The organism is Amycolatopsis alba DSM 44262 (assembly GCF_000384215.1).
In the GTDB taxonomy this organism is placed as follows: Bacteria; Actinomycetota; Actinomycetes; order Mycobacteriales; family Pseudonocardiaceae; genus Amycolatopsis; species Amycolatopsis alba.
Genome location: NZ_KB913032.1, coordinates 1,186,179 through 1,204,315, shown reverse-complemented (window position 1 = coordinate 1,204,315; position 18,137 = coordinate 1,186,179). Strand labels below are relative to the sequence as shown.

Annotated in this window: 12 protein-coding genes; 7 read left to right on the top strand and 5 right to left on the bottom strand. The window is 69.6% G+C overall.

Annotated features, from left to right (window positions below; translation table 11 throughout):
• Positions 1-41: 41 nt before the first annotated feature.
• Complete coding sequence (locus AMYAL_RS0105470) at positions 42-1,415, bottom strand: type I glutamate--ammonia ligase (RefSeq protein WP_020630307.1); 1,374 nt, start codon at positions 1,413-1,415, stop codon at positions 42-44.
• Positions 1,416-1,510: 95 nt separating this feature from the next.
• Here AMYAL_RS0105470 and AMYAL_RS0105465 point away from each other — a divergent pair, with 95 nt between their 5' ends.
• Genes AMYAL_RS0105465 through lgt form a run of 3 tightly spaced genes read left to right on the top strand, consistent with a single transcriptional unit; the run spans position 1,511 to position 4,886 of the window.
• Complete coding sequence (locus AMYAL_RS0105465; protein ID WP_020630306.1) at positions 1,511-2,653, top strand: amidohydrolase family protein; 1,143 nt, start codon at positions 1,511-1,513, stop codon at positions 2,651-2,653.
• A complete protein-coding gene (locus AMYAL_RS0105460; protein ID WP_020630305.1) occupies positions 2,650-3,819 on the top strand; it encodes a M20 metallopeptidase family protein in 1,170 nt (389 codons plus the stop codon). Before AMYAL_RS0105465 ends, AMYAL_RS0105460 begins: the two co-directional genes overlap by 4 nt.
• Positions 3,820-3,848: 29 nt before the next feature.
• Positions 3,849-4,886 (top strand): prolipoprotein diacylglyceryl transferase, encoded by a 1,038-nt coding sequence (gene lgt, locus AMYAL_RS0105455; protein WP_020630304.1) that lies wholly within the window; start codon positions 3,849-3,851, stop codon positions 4,884-4,886.
• Positions 4,887-4,983: 97 nt separating this feature from the next.
• Here lgt and AMYAL_RS0105450 read toward each other — a convergent pair whose 3' ends face one another.
• The 3 genes from AMYAL_RS0105450 to AMYAL_RS0105440 all read right to left on the bottom strand — a co-directional run bounded on the left by AMYAL_RS0105450 (position 4,984) and on the right by AMYAL_RS0105440 (position 8,306).
• Entirely contained in the window at positions 4,984-6,048 is a 1,065-nt protein-coding gene (locus AMYAL_RS0105450; RefSeq protein ID WP_020630303.1) for an NAD(P)H-dependent amine dehydrogenase family protein, read from the bottom strand.
• A gap of 12 nt (positions 6,049-6,060) precedes the next feature.
• Complete coding sequence (locus AMYAL_RS0105445; RefSeq protein ID WP_020630302.1) at positions 6,061-6,846, bottom strand: SDR family oxidoreductase; 786 nt, start codon at positions 6,844-6,846, stop codon at positions 6,061-6,063.
• A gap of 68 nt (positions 6,847-6,914) precedes the next feature.
• On the bottom strand, positions 6,915-8,306 hold the full coding sequence (locus AMYAL_RS0105440; RefSeq protein WP_143267763.1) for a hypothetical protein: 1,392 nt from the start codon (positions 8,304-8,306) through the stop codon (positions 6,915-6,917).
• A 751-nt stretch (positions 8,307-9,057) separates the two neighbouring features.
• On the opposite strand from AMYAL_RS0105440, the gene gltB reads away from it, so the two are divergent.
• From gltB to AMYAL_RS0105420, 3 genes are all read left to right on the top strand, one after another.
• A complete protein-coding gene (gene gltB / locus AMYAL_RS0105430; RefSeq protein ID WP_020630299.1) occupies positions 9,058-13,626 on the top strand; it encodes a glutamate synthase large subunit in 4,569 nt (1,522 codons plus the stop codon).
• A complete protein-coding gene (locus tag AMYAL_RS0105425) occupies positions 13,619-15,127 on the top strand; it encodes a glutamate synthase subunit beta (protein WP_020630298.1) in 1,509 nt (502 codons plus the stop codon). The genes gltB and AMYAL_RS0105425 overlap by 8 nt, the downstream gene beginning before the upstream one ends.
• A 113-nt stretch (positions 15,128-15,240) precedes the next feature.
• Positions 15,241-16,650: an alpha/beta hydrolase gene (locus AMYAL_RS0105420; RefSeq protein ID WP_026466771.1), complete on the top strand. Its 1,410-nt coding sequence runs from the start codon at positions 15,241-15,243 to the stop codon at positions 16,648-16,650.
• On the opposite strand, the gene AMYAL_RS0105415 is transcribed toward AMYAL_RS0105420, so the two are convergent.
• A complete protein-coding gene (locus AMYAL_RS0105415) occupies positions 16,635-17,042 on the bottom strand; it encodes a hypothetical protein (RefSeq protein ID WP_020630296.1) in 408 nt (135 codons plus the stop codon). The two genes, AMYAL_RS0105420 and AMYAL_RS0105415, sit on opposite strands and share 16 nt — an antisense overlap.
• A gap of 161 nt (positions 17,043-17,203) precedes the next feature.
• Between AMYAL_RS0105415 and AMYAL_RS0105410 the strand changes: the two genes are divergently transcribed.
• On the top strand, positions 17,204-18,136 hold the full coding sequence (locus tag AMYAL_RS0105410) for a trypsin-like serine peptidase (protein WP_020630295.1): 933 nt from the start codon (positions 17,204-17,206) through the stop codon (positions 18,134-18,136).
• Position 18,137 lies beyond the last annotated feature (1 nt).

Sequence of the window (18,137 nt, the reverse complement as noted above, 5' to 3'; positions counted from 1 at the left end):
CTTCCTTGCGCTAGGCGCAAGGAAGGGGGCCTTCATGTACTTCAGTGCCGCCACCGCTGTGCCTCGGTGATCTCCTTCGCGCTCGCGTGCGCGAACCGCTCGATCTCGGCCCGCCGCACGTCCACGATCGTCGTCGCCAGTGGCGCGCCGAACGCGGCCGCCAGTTCCCTGTCCGCCTCGAACGCCGCGACAGCCTCCTCCAACCGCAGAGGCAGCCGTTCGATCCCGCGCGCGGCGCGTTCGGCGTCGGTCAGCGACCCCGGATCCACGTCCACCGGCTCGGGCAGTGAAGCCTCCTCGTCGGCACCGGCCATCCCGGCGAACAGCAGGGCGGCGGCCAGCAGATACGGATTCGCGGTCAGGTCGAAGCATTTGACCTCGAGGTTCGCCGCCGAGTCCCGGTTCCCGGCGGCCCCGCGCACCAGCCGCAGCGGCGTCTCCCGGTTCTCCAGCCCCCACGCCACGTACACCCCGGCCCAGTGGTGCGGCTCCAGCCTCAGATAGCTGACGACCGACGGCGCCCCGACCGCGAGCAGCGCGGGCAGCCGGCGCAGGATGCCCGCGCTGAACGACTCGGCGAGCGGCGTGAGCCCGAAAATCCTCTCCCCGCCGGAGAAAAGGTCCCGCGCGCCGTCCCAGACGCTCAGATGCGCGTGCCCGCCGTTCCCGACGCCGTCGGGCGCGAACTTCGGCGTGAAGGACGCCTTCAGCCCGTGCCGGTGGCTGAGCGCGCGGATCGTCTCCTTCGTCAGGACGGCGACGTCCGCCGCGCGCACCGGATCGGCGGCCGCGACGGACAGTTCGAACTGGCCGTCGGCGTACTCGGGGTGGATCTGTTCCACCCCGGCCCCCTGTCGGTCCAAAGTGGACACCAGGGTACGCAGATAGTCCGCGTGCTCGGAAAGCCTCGCGTAGCCGTAGGCAGGCCCCGCGGTGGCCGACGTCGGATCGTCCGGTGCGTCGGCGGTGGTGACCACCCATTCGATTTCGAAGCTCATCAGCGCCCGGAGCCCGCGCGCGGCGAGCCGGTCCACCGCCGTCGCCAGCAGCGCGCGCGAATCCTGCGGATGCGGCTCGCCTTCCTGATCGAGCCTGGTCACCGGCGCCCAGGCCCAGCCCGGTTGCCCGGCGAGCACGGTCAGCGCGTCGAGGTCCGGATGCAGCCGCAGATCGCCGACGGGCCCGAGGGAATGCTCACCCCCGGCGATGGTGTCGTCCGAACCGAAGAAATCGAAGCAATTCGAAGCGCCGACACCCCACGCGGCCGCGTACGGCAGCTTCCGCAGGGGCACGGCCTTGACCCGCGCGATCCCGGCGTTGTCCACGAAGGTCAGCGCCACGAGCTCGACACCTCTCGACCGGAGATCCCCGGTGAGGGCGGTCGCGCGGGCGGTCAGTGCTTCCCGGTTCACCATGGCTCCCCATCCTGGCCCCATCCCGGACCCCTTGCCATGCCCGGATCCGGCCATAGGGTGGGCCCGCACTCGTCGATCACGAGAAGGGACACGCCATGCCGGGACACGGGATCCTGCCGTTCGTGGCCGAGACGCGGCTGGTGGACCACCACTGCCACGGCGTCGTCACCGGCGACCTCTGCCGGATCGAGTTCGAGCAGATGCTCACCGAGGCCGACACCGTCTCGTCACTGGGCACGACCCTGTTCGACTCGCTGATCGGCCTCGCGGTCCGGGCCCGCTGCGCCCCGATGCTGGACCTGCCGCCGCATGTCCCGGCGGAGGTCTACCTGGCCCGCCGCGCCGAATTGGGCGCCGCCGAGGTCAACGCGCGCTTCCTGCGCGCCACCGGCACAGCCGAATTCCTGCTCGACGGCGGTTTCCTGCCGGACACGCTCACCACGACCGAGCAGTTCGCGCGGCTGGCCGGCGCCCGCGCGCGGGACATCGTCCGGCTCGAACAGGTCGCCGAAGCGGTGATCACGTCCACCACGGCGGCCGGATTCGCCTCGGCCTTCGCCGGGGAACTGGCGAAACGCGCCACGACGGCGGTGGGATTCAAATCCATCGCCGCGTACCGGGTCGGTCTCGAACTGGCGGGGGAGCGGCCCCCGGACGCCGAAGTCGCCGAAGCGGCGGGCCGCTGGCTCGCGCGGATCGAGACGGGCGAACCGGTCCGGCTCGCGGACGAGGTGCTGCACCGGTTCCTCGTCTGGACCGGCATCGACCTCGCCCTGCCGATCCAGTTCCACGTCGGCTTCGGCGATTCCGACGTGGACCTGCACCGCTGCGACCCGTTGCTGCTCACAGGGCTGTTGAGGGCGACACGGTCACGCGGGGTGCCGATAACGTTGCTGCACAACTATCCCTTTCACCGGAACGCGGCGTATCTGGCGCAGGTTTTCGAGCACGTGTTCATCGACGTGGGACTCGCGACGCACAACGTCGGTCACCGTGCGCCCGCGATCATCGCGGAGACAATGGAGATAGTGCCGTTCGGGAAACTGCTGTTCTCCACGGACGCGTTCGGGCTCGCCGAGCTGTACCACCTCGGCACCGCGTTGTTCCGGCAAGGACTGTCGGACTTCCTGGCCGCGGGGCTCGGCGCGGACGTACTGTCCGAAGTGGACGCACATCGGATAGCGGCGCTGGTGGGGCATCGCAACGCCGAACGGGTGTACGGGCTGGAGGGGCCATGACGGAACTGGACGAACTGCAGGACCGATGGGAGGCCGCGGTCGAGGCGGAACTACCGTCCGCGATCGGGCTGCGGCACCGGGTGCACGCCGATCCCCGCGCGTCAGGGGACGAAGAGGACACCGCGCGCGTTCTGGTCGAGGCGCTGGGCGCCGGCGAGGAGGTCCAGGTCGCCAAGACCGGGCGCGCCGTGTTCTTCCCCGGCACCGGGCCGGGACCGGCCGTGGCGCTGCGCACCGAACTGGACGCGCTGCCGGTCACCGAACGCACCGGGGTCCCGTGGGCCTCGGAGACGCCGTTGATGCACGCGTGCGGGCACGACGTGCACATGGCCGCGCTCGTCGCCACCTGCCGCGCGGCGGCCGTCGTCGGGGTGCCGCGGCCGATCCTCGCGCTCCTGCAGCCGCGCGAGGAGACGTCGCCGTCCGGCGCGCTGGACATCGTCGACTCCGGTGTCCTCACCGAGTACGGCGTCGACGCGGTCATCGGCGCCCACGTCCAGCCCCGGCTCGCGGCGGGCGTGGTGTCGGCGGTGCCGGGACCGGTCAACGCCTCCACCGACGAGTTCGACGTGATCGTCCGCGGCCAGGGCGGGCACGCCGGCTACCCGCACCTGCTGCGCGACCCGGTCCTCGCGCTCAGCCAGATCGTGGTGAGCCTGCAGCAGCTCGCGAGCCGCCGGGTCGACCCGGTGTTCGGCGCGGTCTGCTCGGTCGGCCGGATCGAGGCGGGGAGGACGGCGAACGTCGTGCCGAACGAGGCCAGCCTGTCCGGCTCGCTGCGGCTGATGCGCGCCGAGGACCGCGACCTCGCGCTGGAAGGGCTCGCCGAGATCGTCCACGGCACCGCGAAGGCGCACGGCTGCCGGGCGGAGCTGGAGATCAGCCCGTGCGAACCGGTCCTGCACAACGACGCCGGGCTCACCCGGCGCGCGCACCGGCGGCTCGTCCGGGCGGGGGCGGGCGTGGACACGGATTTCCGCTCGTTCGGCGCCGACGACTTCGCGCATTACTGCGGGATGACGCGCGGGCTGATGATGTTCGTCGGCCTCGGCGACACCGCGGGCGCGCCGAGCCTGCACGACGAGCTGTTCCTGCCTCCGGATACCGCCGTCGGACAGGTCGCCTCCGCGCTGATTTCGGGGTATTTGGCCGCGGTCGAGGGTTGACGGTCCCAAGAAGTGGATGAAGCGCTACGGTGGCCTCCGTGAATACCGCCTCGGCAGCGTTCCTCGCGACCATCCCCAGCCCCGACCAGGGCGTCTGGCATATCGGGCCGGTCCCGATCCGGGCGTACGCCTTGTGCATCATCGCCGGCATCATCGTGGCGATCTGGCTGGGCGAGCGGCGCTGGACGAACCGCGGCGGCACGAAGGGCACCGTCATCGACGTCGCCGTCTTCGCGGTGCCGTTCGGCCTGGTCGGCGGGCGGTTGTACCACGTCATCACCGACAACCAGCTGTACTTCGGCGAGGGCAAGAACCCGCTCAACGCGCTGAAGATCTGGGACGGCGGCCTCGGCATCTGGGGCGCGATCGCGCTCGGCGCGGTCGGCGCGCTGATCGCCTGCCGCCGCCGGGGCATCCCGCTGCCCGCGATGGCGGACGCGCTCGCGCCGGGGATCGTGATCGCGCAGGCCATCGGGCGGCTCGGCAACTACTTCAACCAAGAGCTCTACGGCGCGCACACCGACCTGCCGTGGGGTCTGGAGATCTACGAGCGCTACAACCAGGCCGACCCGAACGACTTCCTGAACGGCGTCTCGACCGGCGTCCAGCTGGCGGACAGCCCGGTGCACCCGACGTTCCTCTACGAGCTGATCTGGAACCTCGGTGTCGCGCTGGTGGTCATCTGGGCGGACAAGAAGTTCCGCCTCGGCCACGGCCGCGCGTTCGCGCTGTACGTCGCCGGGTACACCGCGGGCCGGTTCTGGATCGAGCTGATGCGGACCGACTCCGCGAACCACATCCTCGGCCTGCGGGTCAACGTGTGGACGGCGATCCTGCTGTTCGCCGCGGCGGTCGTGTACTTCGTGCTGGCCGCCAAGCGGGGGCCGAGGGAAGCGCCGGAAACGCTGTGGAGCAAGGGCGTTCCGCGGGAAGACGAGCCCGCCGAGCCCGCTGATTCCGCTCCCAAGGACGAAGCACACGCGGAGGTCGCCGCCGCTCCGGACACCGTCCGGGACTCCGCCGCCGACAAGGCGACCGAGGACCCGAAGCCCGACGCCGAAAAGTAGCGTTCCAAGTCCGTGAAGGCCTCCTTCCCTACTCTCAAGGTAGGGAAGGAGGCCTTCACTACTTGGCCGACCAGCGGTCGTGAGTGGTAAGTGCCGTTCAGGGGGAGACCAGGCCCCGCCCCGTCACCAAGGGCAGGTCCAGCGCCGTCAGCAGCCCTGGCGGAGCCGCCACCACCGCCGGGATCGCGTTCACCAGCCGCATCGCGGTCGCCTTCAGCCCGGCCGTGTTGTGGTCGCCGTCGGTGCCGACCAGGCGCAGATCCAGCACGTAGTTGGGCTCCCCGGTCACCTGGACGCGGTAACAGCCCTGCCCGCTCGGCTGCGGCCAGTCCGGGCCGAGGTCCCCGCGCAGGCGCGTGACGTGCTCCAGCACGCACACCGCCCGCCCGCCGCGCATGCCGCGCACCTCGAACCGCAGCGCCGCCGCCGTGCCTTCTTTGATCGTCCCCGAGGCGATCTCGAACGTCTCGGGCGCCGGAAGCCGTTCGTAGACCTCCTCGACGGAGTCGAGTTCGACGTCCAGCCCGGCCGCGAGCTGCCGCACGACGCTGCCCCAGGCCAGCGAGAGGACTCCGGGCTGCAACAGCAGCGGAAGATCGTCCATCTCCCGGCCGAAGCCCATGATGTCGAACAGCACCTTGCCTTGGTCGTACGTCGAATAGTCGAGGATCTCCATACAGCGAACCTCGTCGATCCGTTCGCACACACCGGTGAGCACCAGCGGCAGCCAGTCGTTGGCGAAACCGGGGTCGATGCCGTTGACCCACAGCGAGGCACCGCCTTCACACGCGGCTTCCCGGATCGGCTCGATCATCTCCGGCGGGACCACGCCTTCGGGGTACTGGAGGAACACCGGGCTGCTGGACACCACGTTGATCCCCGCGCGCAGGAACCGTTTCAGGTCCTCGACGGCTTCGACGAGCCTGTCGTCGGCCATCGCCGTGTAGAGCACGCAATCCGGCTTCAGCGCGATGAGCGCGTCCGCGTCGGTCGTCACGGAGACCCCGAGCGGGCGGCCCAGCCCGGCCAGTTCCCCGGCGTCCTTCCCCGCTTTGGCCTCGCTCGAAACCCAGACCCCGGCGAGTTCGAGATCGGGGCGCGCGGCTATCCCGGCCAGCGCGTGCCGCCCGACGTTCCCGGTGCTCCACTGGATCACGCGCACGGCGTTCGCCTCCTACAGATCGGGCAGGCCCAGTTCCAGGTTCGGGGCCTGCAGTCCACCGTCGACTTCGATGATCTTGCCGGTGACGTACCGGCCCGCGCCCGACGCCAGGAACACGACGGTGGCCGCGATGTCCTCGGCCTCGCCGATCCGGCCCAGCGGGGTGGCGGCCTCCATCCGGCCGCGCAGCTCGTCGTTGCCCACCACCACTTCGAGCGCGGACGTCGCCACCGAACCGACCGAGATCGCGTTCACCCGCACTTTCGGCGCGAGATCGGCGGCCGCGAGCCGGGTGTAGTGCGCCAGCGCGGCCTTCGCCGTCCCGTACGCGGCGAAACCCCGGCCGGTCACGCGGCCCATGACCGACGAGATGTTGACGACCGATCCGCCCGCCTCCAGTAAGGACGGTGCCGCCGCGACGGTCAGCGCGTGCGCGGTGGAGACGTTGAAGCGAAAGGCTTCTTCGAGGAAGTCGGTGCCGGTTTCCAGCAGCGGCCGGGGATAGGTGCCGCCGACGTTGTTGACCACCAGGTCCAGCCGTCCGAATTCCGCGGTCGCGATCCGCGCCAGTTCGCCCGCCGCGGCCGGGTCGCTCAGATCGGCGGGCACCACGTGGGCGCGCCTGCCCGTGGCGGTGACCAGGGCCGCCACCTCGGCGAGCTGGCTTTCGGTGCGGGACGAGATCACCACGTCGGCACCCGCCTCGGCGAGCGCCACGGCCGTCGCCGCGCCGATCCCGCGTCCGGCGCCGGTGACCACGGCGACCTGGTCGGTGAGCCGGAAACGGTCCAGGATCATGCGCGGAACTGTAACACGTTCTAGTAGATGCCGGTCCCCGCTCCGTGAGGAAGCGGGGACCGGTCCGCCTAGCCGTTCACGATGAACACGTGACGTCGCGGAGTGCTGGCACTGCCGTCGGCGTTCGTCGACGTCACTTCCACGTTGTGGTAGCCGGAGCTGCCCGGAGTGAGCGAAATCGTCGCTGTCCCGTTCTGTGCGGCGACCGAGACGGGCTCGCCGTAGTCCACTGTGTACACGAATCCCGTGACGCCCGGCCGCGTCGAGGCGAAGGTGAAGTCGCCGGGCACGCCGACGCCGCCACCCGGCTGGTCCGCCGGATACGTGGAACTGGTGACGGTGGGAGTGCCGTTCCCGAGCTCCACCAGTCCGTCCCAGAGCTGGGAGGTCCAGCCTTCGCGGGTCCGGCCCGAAACCCTCAGAGAGGCCCACGCCAGTTTCGGCGTCACCGTGACCGTCGTCTTGCCGTCCGGCCCGGCGGGAACCACGACATCGCCCGCCGCGCCGAAGTTGTAGACGTACTCGACGACACCGGGCATCGCGCCGGGAGCGAAGTCGAGCCGCACCGGCTCACCGACGTTGACGTCGACGACGGAGAACTTGACGTCCGGCGTCGACGACCTCGCCGAGAAGCCGTAGTGCGTGCCAGGGCCGAAGTTGCGTGCCTTGTCGACGCTCCACGCCCTGAAGGTGTCGAACGGCTCGGTCGGCGTGTACCGGACGGTCGCCACCCCGCCGGGGCGGTCCGCCGGTACGTAACCGTTGGCGATGGCGAAGCCGACGACGTCCTGGTCGCCCTTGGCGTCGATCGTGAACGTGCCGGGGATTCCCACGAAACCGTGCGCCGCGCCATCGTTCGGGTAGTCCGTGGACGTCACCACCGGTCCGGCGGCGGGGGCCTTCCGGTCCGCGATGAAGGAACAGGGCGCGCTCGCGGGCCCGGTCAGTCCCTTGTCGACCCCCTGCATCGTCCACCGGTAGACGCGGCCGTCGGTGATGAAGTCGGCTGGGAGCCGGAACGAGGCGTAGTGCGGTGCCGAGGTTGCGGAGTCGGGGCCCAGTTCGCGCCGGTTCGCCGGATCGTCGGCAGGCCAGACCGTCACCTTGGCCGAGACCGGAGACCGGTCCGGATCGTCCACCACGCCGGTGATCTGGACGGGGTTGTCCGGGGTGTACACCGGGTCCGCGCCACAGGGTTCGTGGCCGACCGCGAGGTTCGTCGGGACCGACGGCGGCCGGTTGAAGTCGAGGAAGAGGTGCAAACGGTTCTCGACACGCCTGCCGTAGGACGGGTCGAACCGGCGGCTGTCCGGCATCCGCAGGGCGAGGGTCACGGAGTCCTCGCCCGCGGCGAGCGCGGCCGAGACGGCCTGCGTCGCGTCCCATTCCACACGGTTCCACAGGCAACCGGCAGGCGCGCCGGGGCCGGGGAGCTTGGCGCGCTCCTTCGGCTGACGCAACCAGGTCGGCGCCGTCGCCGCGTCCGTGACCCACAGTTCGGTGGCGCGCGGTTTCGAGCAGTCGTTCGCGGCGGTCTCGGTCGCGTAGGACCTCGGCCTGACCGATCACGGCGCCCCGGTACGGGCGCAGGTCGAAGGTGAAGTACGCCTTCGAGGCGTGGAAACCGCGGTCCGTCCATGCACCGACCGGGACGTCTTCACCGGTGGCGGTGAAGGTCTTCGTCGGCGACGACAGATCTGTGTAGACGCCTGGCGCGGACTCGGCGGTCTCGGCGGTGGCCGACGCCGGTGTGGCCGTGAGCAGGGCGGAGAACGCCAGCGTGGCGGCTCCGAGCACGACGGATCTTCGGGCGAACTTGATCATTGATCCCCCTGGAGAAGTGGTGGTTCCACCGGCTTGTCGATCAAGGGGATCGTCGGGTTACCGCGAATCGGGCAATTGGGCCGGACGGCGTAGACTGCCCCAGCGCCGCAGGACGACCGGAGTGACCAGGGTCGCCTCACCGTGTCTCGTGACATCCTGGAACAAGACATATACTTAGCGGAACGAACTAATGCGACCCCATCAGGAACTCAGTCGTTCCGGGCATCCAGATCGTTACCGATCAGCGGGCTTTCGCGTCTGTCCAACTGATGCCGACGTGTTTCACAGGTGTTAAAGTCGCGCTAACGAACGGGCCATCGTCGTCCCGTGCGCATCCCCCGGCCGGCCCGTCCGGCCGCTGAGCACGACGACGAAGGAGGTCCCTTCATGATCTTCTCCGCCATTCCAGGCAAACAGGGGCTTTACGACCCCGAATCCGAACAGGACTCCTGCGGTGTGGCCATGGTGGCCGACGTCCGCGGGCGGCGTTCGCACGGCATCGTCACCGACGGTCTGTCCGCGCTGACGAACCTCGACCACCGCGGTGCCGCCGGAGCGGAGCCGACCAGCGGCGACGGTGCGGGCATCCTGGTGCAGCTCCCCGACGAGCTGCTGCGGGCGGAAGTGGAGTTCACCCTGCCCGCGGCGGACGCCGCAGGTCAGCAGACCTACGCGACCGGGATCGGTTTCCTGCCCTCGGACATCGAGGAGCGGAACAAGGCCATCGCCCTGATCGAGCGGATCGCCGTCGAAGAGGGCCTCGACGTCCTCGGCTGGCGTGAGGTCCCGGTCGACGCCGATCGCGCCGACATCGGCCCGACGGCGCGTTCGGTGATGCCGCATTTCGCGATGCTGTTCGTCGCGGGCGCGGAGACCGGCGGGCGATGTCCCGGCGGGCTCGAACTGGACCGCCTGGCCTTCTGTCTCCGCAAACGTGTCGAGAACGAAAGCGTGACCGCGGGCTGCGGCACCTACTTCCCGTCGCTGTCCTCGCGGACCATCGTCTACAAGGGAATGCTGACCCCCGAGCAGCTCCCGCTCTTCTTCACCGACCTGACCGACACCCGGCTCACCAGCGCCATCGCGCTCGTGCACTCCCGGTTCTCCACCAACACCTTCCCGTCGTGGCCGCTGGCGCATCCGTTCCGGTTCGTCGCGCACAACGGCGAGATCAACACCATCCGGGGCAACCGCAACCGCATGCGCGCCCGTGAGGCGCTGCTCGAATCGGACCTCATCCCCGGCGACCTCACCCGGCTGTACCCGATCTGCTCGGCCGACGCGTCGGACTCCGCCTCGTTCGACGAGGTACTGGAGCTGCTGCACCTCGGCGGGCGGTCGCTGCCGCACGCGGTGCTGATGATGATCCCCGAAGCGTGGGAGAACCACGCCGGGATGGACGCACAGCGTCGTGCGTTCTACCAGTTCCATGCCAGCCTCATGGAGCCGTGGGACGGCCCGGCCTGTGTCACCTTCACCGACGGCACGCTCGTCGGCGCGGTGCTGGACCGCAACGGCCTGCGCCCCGCCCGCTGGTGGCGCACCGCCGACGACCGTGTCGTGCTGGCCAGTGAGGCCGGTGTCCTCGACGTCGCCCCCGCGGACGTCGTCGCCAAGGGCCGCCTCAAGCCCGGCCGTATGTTCCTGGTGGACACCGAAGCAGGCCGGATCGTCGACGACGAAGAGGTCAAGTCCGAGCTGGCGAAGGAACTCCCGTACGAGGGCTGGCTGCACGCCGGTCTGCTGCAGATCGCCGACCTCCCGGACCGCGACCACATCGTGCAGAGCCACGATTCCGTGCTGCGGCGCCAGCTTTCCTTCGGCTACACCGAAGAAGAGCTGAAGATCCTCCTCGCGCCGATGGTGGTCAAGGGCATGGAGCCGATCGGCTCGATGGGCTCGGACACCCCGCCCGCGGTGCTGTCGAAGCGTTCGCGGCTGCTCTACGACTACTTCAAGCAGAACTTCGCGCAGGTCACCAACCCGCCGCTGGACGCGATCCGCGAAGAGCTCGTCACCTCGATGAGCCGGATCATGGGACCCGAGCGGAACCTGCTCGCTCCGGGGCCGGCCTCCTGCCGCCACGTGCAGCTGCCGTATCCGGTGATCGACAACGACGAACTCGCCAAGCTGATCCACATCAACGACGACGGCGACCTCCCCGGCTTCGCGTGCAGTGTCCTTTCCGGACTGTACGAAGTGGACGGAGGTGCCGACGCGCTGGCGTCCGCGATCGAACGGGTCCGGCGCGAGGCCTCCGAGGCGATCGCGGCTGGCGCGCGCACGCTCGTGCTGTCCGACCGCGACTCCGACCACCGCATGGCGCCGATCCCGTCGCTGCTGCTGGTGTCCTCGGTGCACCACCATCTGGTGCGCACCAAGGAAAGGCTCCGCGTCGCGCTGGTCGTCGAGACCGGTGACGCCCGCGAGGTCCACCACATCGCGCTGCTGCTCGGCTACGGCGCCGCGGCGGTGAACCCGTATCTGGCCTTCGAGACCATCGAGGACATGATCTCGACCGGCGCGATCACCGGGATCGAACCCGCCACGGCGATCCGCAGCTACGTCAAGGCGCTCGTGAAGGGCGTCCTGAAGATCATGTCGAAGATGGGCATCTCGACCGTCGGCGCGTACACCGCGGCGCAGGTCTTCGAATCCTTCGGCCTGGCCCAGGATCTGCTCGACGAGTACTTCACCGGGACGTCGTCGAAGCTCGGCGGAGTCGGGCTGAGCGTGCTCGCCGAAGAGGTCGCCACGCGGCACCGCCGCGCGTACCCGGACAACCCGACCGACCGGGTCCACCGCGGACTCGAGACCGGGGGCGAATACGCGTACCGCCGCGAGGGCGAACTGCACCTGTTCACCCCGGAGACCGTCTTCCTGTTGCAGCACGCGACGAAGACCGGCCGCGAAGAGGTGTACAAGCAGTACTCCGACGAGGTGCACCGCCTGTACCGCCAGGGTGGCGCGCTGCGCGGGCTGTTCTCCTTCCGCGAGGGCACGCGCGAGCCCGTCCCGCTGGACGAGGTCGAGCCCGTCGAGGCGATCTTCAAGCGGTTCAACACCGGCGCGATGTCCTACGGCTCGATTTCGGCCGAGGCGCACGAAACGATGGCCATCGCGATGAACCGCATCGGTGGCCGGTCCAACACCGGCGAGGGCGGGGAAGACCCCGAACGCCTCTACGACCCGGAGCGGCGCAGCGCGATCAAGCAGGTCGCGAGCGGCCGGTTCGGCGTCACCAGCGAGTACCTGGTCAACGCCGACGACATCCAGATCAAGATGGCGCAGGGCGCGAAGCCGGGCGAGGGCGGGCAGCTGCCGCCGAACAAGGTGTACCCGTGGATCGCCCGCACGCGGCACTCGACGCCGGGCGTCGGGCTCATCTCGCCGCCGCCGCATCACGACATCTACTCGATCGAGGATCTTGCCCAGCTGATCCACGACCTCAAGAACGCCAACGAAAACGCCCGCATCCACGTGAAGCTGGTGTCCTCGCTCGGCGTCGGCACGGTCGCGGCGGGGGTGTCCAAGGCGCACGCCGACGTCGTGCTGATCTCCGGGCACGACGGCGGCACCGGCGCCTCCCCGATGAACTCGCTCAAGCACGCGGGGACGCCGTGGGAGATCGGCCTCGCCGAAACGCAGCAGACGTTGCTGCTCAACGGTTTGCGTGACCGGATCACCGTGCAGGTCGACGGCGCGATGAAGACCGGCCGCGACGTCGTCATCGCCGCGCTGCTCGGCGCGGAGGAGTACGGCTTCGCGACGGCGCCGCTGATCGTCGAGGGCTGCGTCATGATGCGCGTCTGCCACCTCGACACCTGCCCGGTCGGCATCGCGACCCAGAGCCCGGATCTGCGCAAGCGGTACACCGGCCAGGCCGACCACGTCGTGAACTACTTCCGGTTCGTCGCCGAAGAGGTCCGGGAAACGTTGGCGGCACTCGGTTTCCGCACGCTCGACGAGGCCATCGGGCACGCCGGGATGCTGAACACCGACGAGGCGATCGAGCACTGGAAGGCCTCCGGGCTCGACCTCTCGCCGATCTTCGAGATGCCAGCCGAGACCCCCTACGGCGGGGCGAAGCGGCGCACGCGGACACAGGACCACGGCCTGGAGCACGCGCTCGACCGCACGCTGATCCAGCTCGCCGAGGCGGCGCTGGAGGACGCGCATCCGGTCCGGCTGGAACTGCCGGTGCGGAACGTGAACCGGACCGTCGGCACGCTGCTGGGTTCCGAGATCACCCGCCGCTACGGCGGCGAGGGCCTGCCCGAGGACACGATCCATGTGCTGCTGACCGGTTCCGCCGGTCAGTCGCTCGGCGCGTTCCTGCCGCGCGGCATCACGCTCGACATGGTCGGCGACGCGAACGACTACGTCGGCAAGGGCCTTTCGGGCGGGCGGATCGTCGTGCGCCCGCATCCGGACGCGAAGTTCGCCGCGGAAGGCCAGACCATCGCCGGGAACACTCTCGCCTACGGTGCCACCGGCGGCGAGATGTTCCTGCGCGGCCAGGTCGGTGAACGCTTCTGCGTGCGCAACTCCGGTGCGGTCGTCGTCGCCGAGGGCGTCGGCGACCACGCCTTCGAGTACATGACCGGCGGCCAGGCCGTGGTGCTCGGCCCTACCGGGCGCAACCTCGCGGCGGGTATGTCCGGCGGCGAGGCCTACGTGCTCGACCTCGACCGTGGCAAGGTCAACGAGGAGATGGTGAACCTTCAGGCGCCGTCCTCCGACGACCTCGCCTGGCTCAAGAAGACCGTGCAGAAGCACTACGACCTCACACGTTCGGCCGTGGCCGCATCGCTGCTCGGCGACTGGCCGCGTCGCTCGGCGGCGTTCACCAAGGTGATGCCCCGCGACTACCAGCGTGTCCTTGACGCGGCGAAGGCGGCGCGCGCCGCGGGCCGCGACGTCGACGAAGCGATCATGGAGGCCGCTCGTGGCTGATCCGACGGGTTTCCTCAAGTACGAACGCGAAGAGCCGAATAAGAAGTCCAAAGAGGACCGACTCGCCACGTGGGGCGAGGTGTACGCCGACGTGGAACCCGCCGAGCGCAACGAAAAGGTGCGCAAGCAGGCTTCGCGGTGCATGGACTGCGGTATCCCGTTCTGTCACTCCGGTGGTTCCGGCTGCCCGCTGGGCAACCTGATCCCGGAGTGGAACGACCTGGTGCGCCGCGGCGACTGGGCCGCGGCGAGCGACCGGCTCCACGCGACCAACAACTTCCCCGAGTTCACCGGGAAGCTGTGCCCCGCGCCGTGCGAGGCGGGCTGCGTGCTGTCGATCTCGCCGTTGTCCGGCGGACCGGTCTCGATCAAGCGGGTCGAGCAGACGATCGCCGACCAGTCCTGGGAAGCGGGCTACGTGCAGCCGCAGATCTCGGCGGTGTCGTCGGGGCAGCGGGTCGCGGTCGTCGGCTCCGGCCCGGCCGGGCTCGCCGCCGCGCAGCAGCTGACCCGCGCCGGCCACGAAGTGACCGTCTACGAGCGGGACGACCGGCTCGGTGGCCTGCTGCGGTACGGCATCCCCGAGTTCAAGATGGAGAAGAAGGTCCTCGACCGGCGGCTCGCGCAACTCCGCAAGGAGGGCACGAAGTTCGTCACCGGCTGCGAGGTCGGCGTCGATCTGACCGTCGAGGACCTTCGGGCCGGTCACGACGCGGTGGTGCTCGCCGTGGGCGCGCTGCGCGGCCGGGACGACACGACCACGCCGGGTCGTGAGCTGTCCGGGATCCACCTGGCGATGGAACATCTGGTCCCGGCCAACAAGTACGTCGAGGGCGACGGGCCGTCGCCGGTCGACGCGGCGGGCAAGCACGTCGTCATCATCGGCGGCGGTGACACCGGGGCCGACTCCTACGGCACCGCGACCCGGCAGGGCGCGCTTTCGGTGACGCAGCTGGACCAGTACCCGACGCCACCGTCCACAAGAGACGACGAGCGGTCACCGTGGCCGACCTGGCCGTACATTTTGCGCACCTACCCGGCGCACGAGGAGGCGGGCGAGCGCAAGTTCGCCGTCGCGGTGAAGCGTTTCGTCGGCGACGAGAACGGAAACGTGCGCGCCGTTGAAGTGCAGCAGGTGCGGGTCCAGAAGGATCCGGAAACCGGACGGCGGGAGGTCATCCCGGTCAACGACGAGGTCGAGGAACTGCCCGCCGGTCTCGTGCTGTTCGCGATCGGGTTCGAAGGTGTCGAGCACATGCCGCTGCTGGACGGGCTCGGGCTGTCGCTGACCAAACGCGGCACGCTTTCGTGCGGCTCGGACTGGCAGACCTCCTCGCCCGGCGTGTTCGTCTGCGGCGACGCGCATCGCGGCGCCTCGCTGGTGGTGTGGGCGATCGCCGAGGGACGCTCGGTGGCGAGCGCGGTGGACGCCTATCTCACCGGTGCTTCGGACCTGCCCGCTCCCGTGCACCCGACGGCGCTCCCGCTCGCCGTCGTCTGATCCCGGCGCGCGCCGACAGCGTGGTCGGCGCGTTCCGTCCTGCCCAAGGTGGAGGGCGGGGATCAGCCTCCGGGACGACGCGGTAGGGCCGATGGCCGCGCCAAGCTCGGCGCATGAGAAAAACGCTGGCAATACTGGCTTTCCTGCCACTGGCCGCGGCGCTTCCAGCGACCGCCGAAGCAGCTCCGGCGCTCAAGTGGACGTCTCCCTGCCCGGATTACGGCATGACGCCCTCGCCGACCGCGGGCCTCGAATGCGCGACACTCCAGGTGCCGCTGGACTACGCGGACCCCGGCGGCCGGACCATCGAACTCACCGTGTCCCGCAAGGCGAGCACCTCGCCGAAGCGTCGCGGCGTGCTGCTGATGAACCCCGGTGGCCCTGGGAGCCCCGGCCTGGCGATGCCCGCCCAGCTCGCGCAGCGCCAGGGGAACAGCGGCCTGCTCGAAAGCTACGACGTCATCGGTTTCGACCCGCGCGGGACCACCTACAGCACACCGGTGACCTGTGACCTGACCGAGGAACAGCGGTACATCCTCACCGGCCCGTACGCCGAAGGCCCGCGTGACGTCACCGAGAAGGCGGCGAAGTCCAGGGTGGTGGCGAGGAAGTGTGCCGAGTCGAAGACCGCGGATCTCCTGCCGCAGATGACCACCGCCAACACCGCGCGCGACCTGGACCGGATCCGCGAGGCGCTGGGGGAGCGGAAGATCTCCTACTACGGTGTCTCGTACGGGAGCTATCTCGGCGCTTCCTACGCGTCGATGTTCCCGGCGAAGACGGACCGGATCGTGCTGGACAGCCTCTTGGGTCCCGGCGGGCTGGATGTCCGGGCGCACCAGCGGATCGCGGACGGTTTCGACGACCGCTTCGGCGATTTCACGGCGTGGGCGGCGGCGCGGGACGACCTCTACCACCTCGGGCGGACACCGGCCGAGGTGACGGCGAAGTTCTTCGAACTGGCCGAAAAGCGTGGCCAGGGAATCCGTATCGACACCTGGGGCGCGCTGTACGACGACGCGAACTTCCCCGGTCTCGCCGAGAACTGGGCCTCTCCGACGGTCAAGGCGCAGGGCGGACCGCTCGACAACGACAATCACGCCGCCTTGCAGCTCCAGGTGCTGTGCAACGACTCCGACTGGCCGGAAAGCGTGCGCTACTACCAAAAGGCGGTCGAACGCGCCCGCGTGACGCATCCGATGTTCGGTCCAGCCGCCGCGAACATCACCCCGTGCGCGTTCTGGCCGGTGGAGCGCCGCGAACCCCCGGTGCGGATCACCGATCGCGGACCGGCGAACATCCTGCTGGTGCAGAACCTCCGCGATCCGTCGACGCCGCTGTCCGGTGCTCGTGAACTGCGTTCGGCGCTGGGCGGGCGGGCCAAGTTCGTCACGGTCGACGCCGGCGGGCACGGCGTTTTCACCAAGGAGAACGCCTGCGGCAACGACTTCGTCGTGCGGTACCTGCGGGACGGTGCCCTCCCGGCCGCCGATTCCCACTGCCCGGCTCACCTGGCGAAGTAGATGACGATCATCGTCAGCCAGTAACCGAGGCCGCCGACCAGGATCCCCAGCAGGACCCCGGCGGCGGCTTCGGGGTAGGTGCGTTCGCGCCGGGCGACGAGCGACCAGCACACCCCGGCGACGAGGAGCCAGCCGAGGTGCATCAGCGGTCCGAAGGTGAACGTCAGCACGACGATCGCGCCGGACACGGTCGTGGTGTGCGGCGCGATCCCGAAGCCGAAGGCCTTGAACAGCGACCACACCGCGAGTGTCAGGAGCGCCGCCACGGCCAAGGCGGACAGCGGCCCCCAGCCGGCGGGCCAGGAGGCTCCCCAGGTGACCGCGATCGGCAGTAGGGGAATCCAGATCCACAGCGCCAGAACGTTCGTACCGAGCCGGGCGAGACCATGCACACCGGTGAATCTACCGCCGATTCGCCCGTATGGGCCGAATGGCTCATACCCGGCCGAGGATGCGGCCGAACGGCCGCTTGTACGCACGGTAGCGGGACAAATACTTTCGAACTGTTGTGCAAGTCATACGGCAATTCACCGGTGGCGAAAGGTGGTACGCCATGAAGAGGACGGCTTCCCGGACGGGGATCCTGGCGGCGCTCGTGGGGCTGGCGGTGACAGCGCTGACAGCGGTCGCGAGTCCCGCTCAAGCCGCACCGGCCCACCGTGAAGCGGCGGTCGACGCGAAGGCCGTCGCCGCCTACTGGACGCCCGAGCGGATGCGGTCGGCGGTGCCGATCGAGCAGCTGGTCAAGGCGCCCGCCTTCACGCCGAAAGATGTCGCGAAGGGGCAGAGCGCGATCATCCAGAGCAATCCCAACGGCGGCGGCGCGTGGACGGGGGCGGGCAAGGTCGTGCAGACCGCCGGCCGCGTGTTCTTCACCATGGGCGGGCGGAACGCGTCGTGCTCCGGTGACGCGGTCACCAGCGCGAACGGCAGCGTCGTCATCACCGCCGGGCACTGCGTGAAGTACCAAGGGGCCTGGCACACCAACTGGACCTTCGCGCCCGGTTACGACAATGGCAACACCCCCTACGGCACCTGGGCCGCGAAGGGCACGCTGACCACTCCGCAGTGGGAAGCGAGCGAGGACATGAACTACGACGTCGGCGCGGCCGTGGTCAACCCGCTCAACGGGCAGAAGCTGACCGACGTCGTCGGCGCGCAGGGCATCGCGTTCAACCAGGCACGCAACCAGTCGATGTACACGTTCGGGTACCCGGCGGCGGCGCCGTACGACGGCACGAAGCTGATCTACTGCAGCGGGAGCACGTTCACCGACTTCCTGCTCACGAAGGACCACGGGATGAACTGCAACATGACCGGTGGTTCGAGCGGCGGCCCGTGGTTCCTCAACTTCAGCGAGGCGACCGGCGCCGGCGTCCAGGCCTCGGTGAACAGCTTCGGCTACAACTTCCTGCCGGGCTACATGTTCGGCCCGTATTTCGGCACGGACGCGCAGAACCTCTACAACAAGGCGCAGGCCGCCTGAT

Bases quoted from the DNA above. Each gene is read 5' to 3' on its own strand.
- AMYAL_RS0105470 (WP_020630307.1), bottom strand. From the start codon at position 1,415: ATGGTGAACCGGGAAGCACTGACCGCCCGCGCGACCGCCCTCACCGGG.
- AMYAL_RS0105465 (WP_020630306.1), top strand. From the start codon at position 1,511: ATGCCGGGACACGGGATCCTGCCGTTCGTGGCCGAGACGCGGCTGGTG.
- AMYAL_RS0105460 (WP_020630305.1), top strand. From the start codon at position 2,650: ATGACGGAACTGGACGAACTGCAGGACCGATGGGAGGCCGCGGTCGAG.
- AMYAL_RS0105445 (WP_020630302.1), bottom strand. From the start codon at position 6,846: ATGATCCTGGACCGTTTCCGGCTCACCGACCAGGTCGCCGTGGTCACC.
- gltB (WP_020630299.1), top strand. From the start codon at position 9,058: ATGATCTTCTCCGCCATTCCAGGCAAACAGGGGCTTTACGACCCCGAA.
- AMYAL_RS0105420 (WP_026466771.1), top strand. From the start codon at position 15,241: ATGAGAAAAACGCTGGCAATACTGGCTTTCCTGCCACTGGCCGCGGCG.
- AMYAL_RS0105410 (WP_020630295.1), top strand. From the start codon at position 17,204: ATGAAGAGGACGGCTTCCCGGACGGGGATCCTGGCGGCGCTCGTGGGG.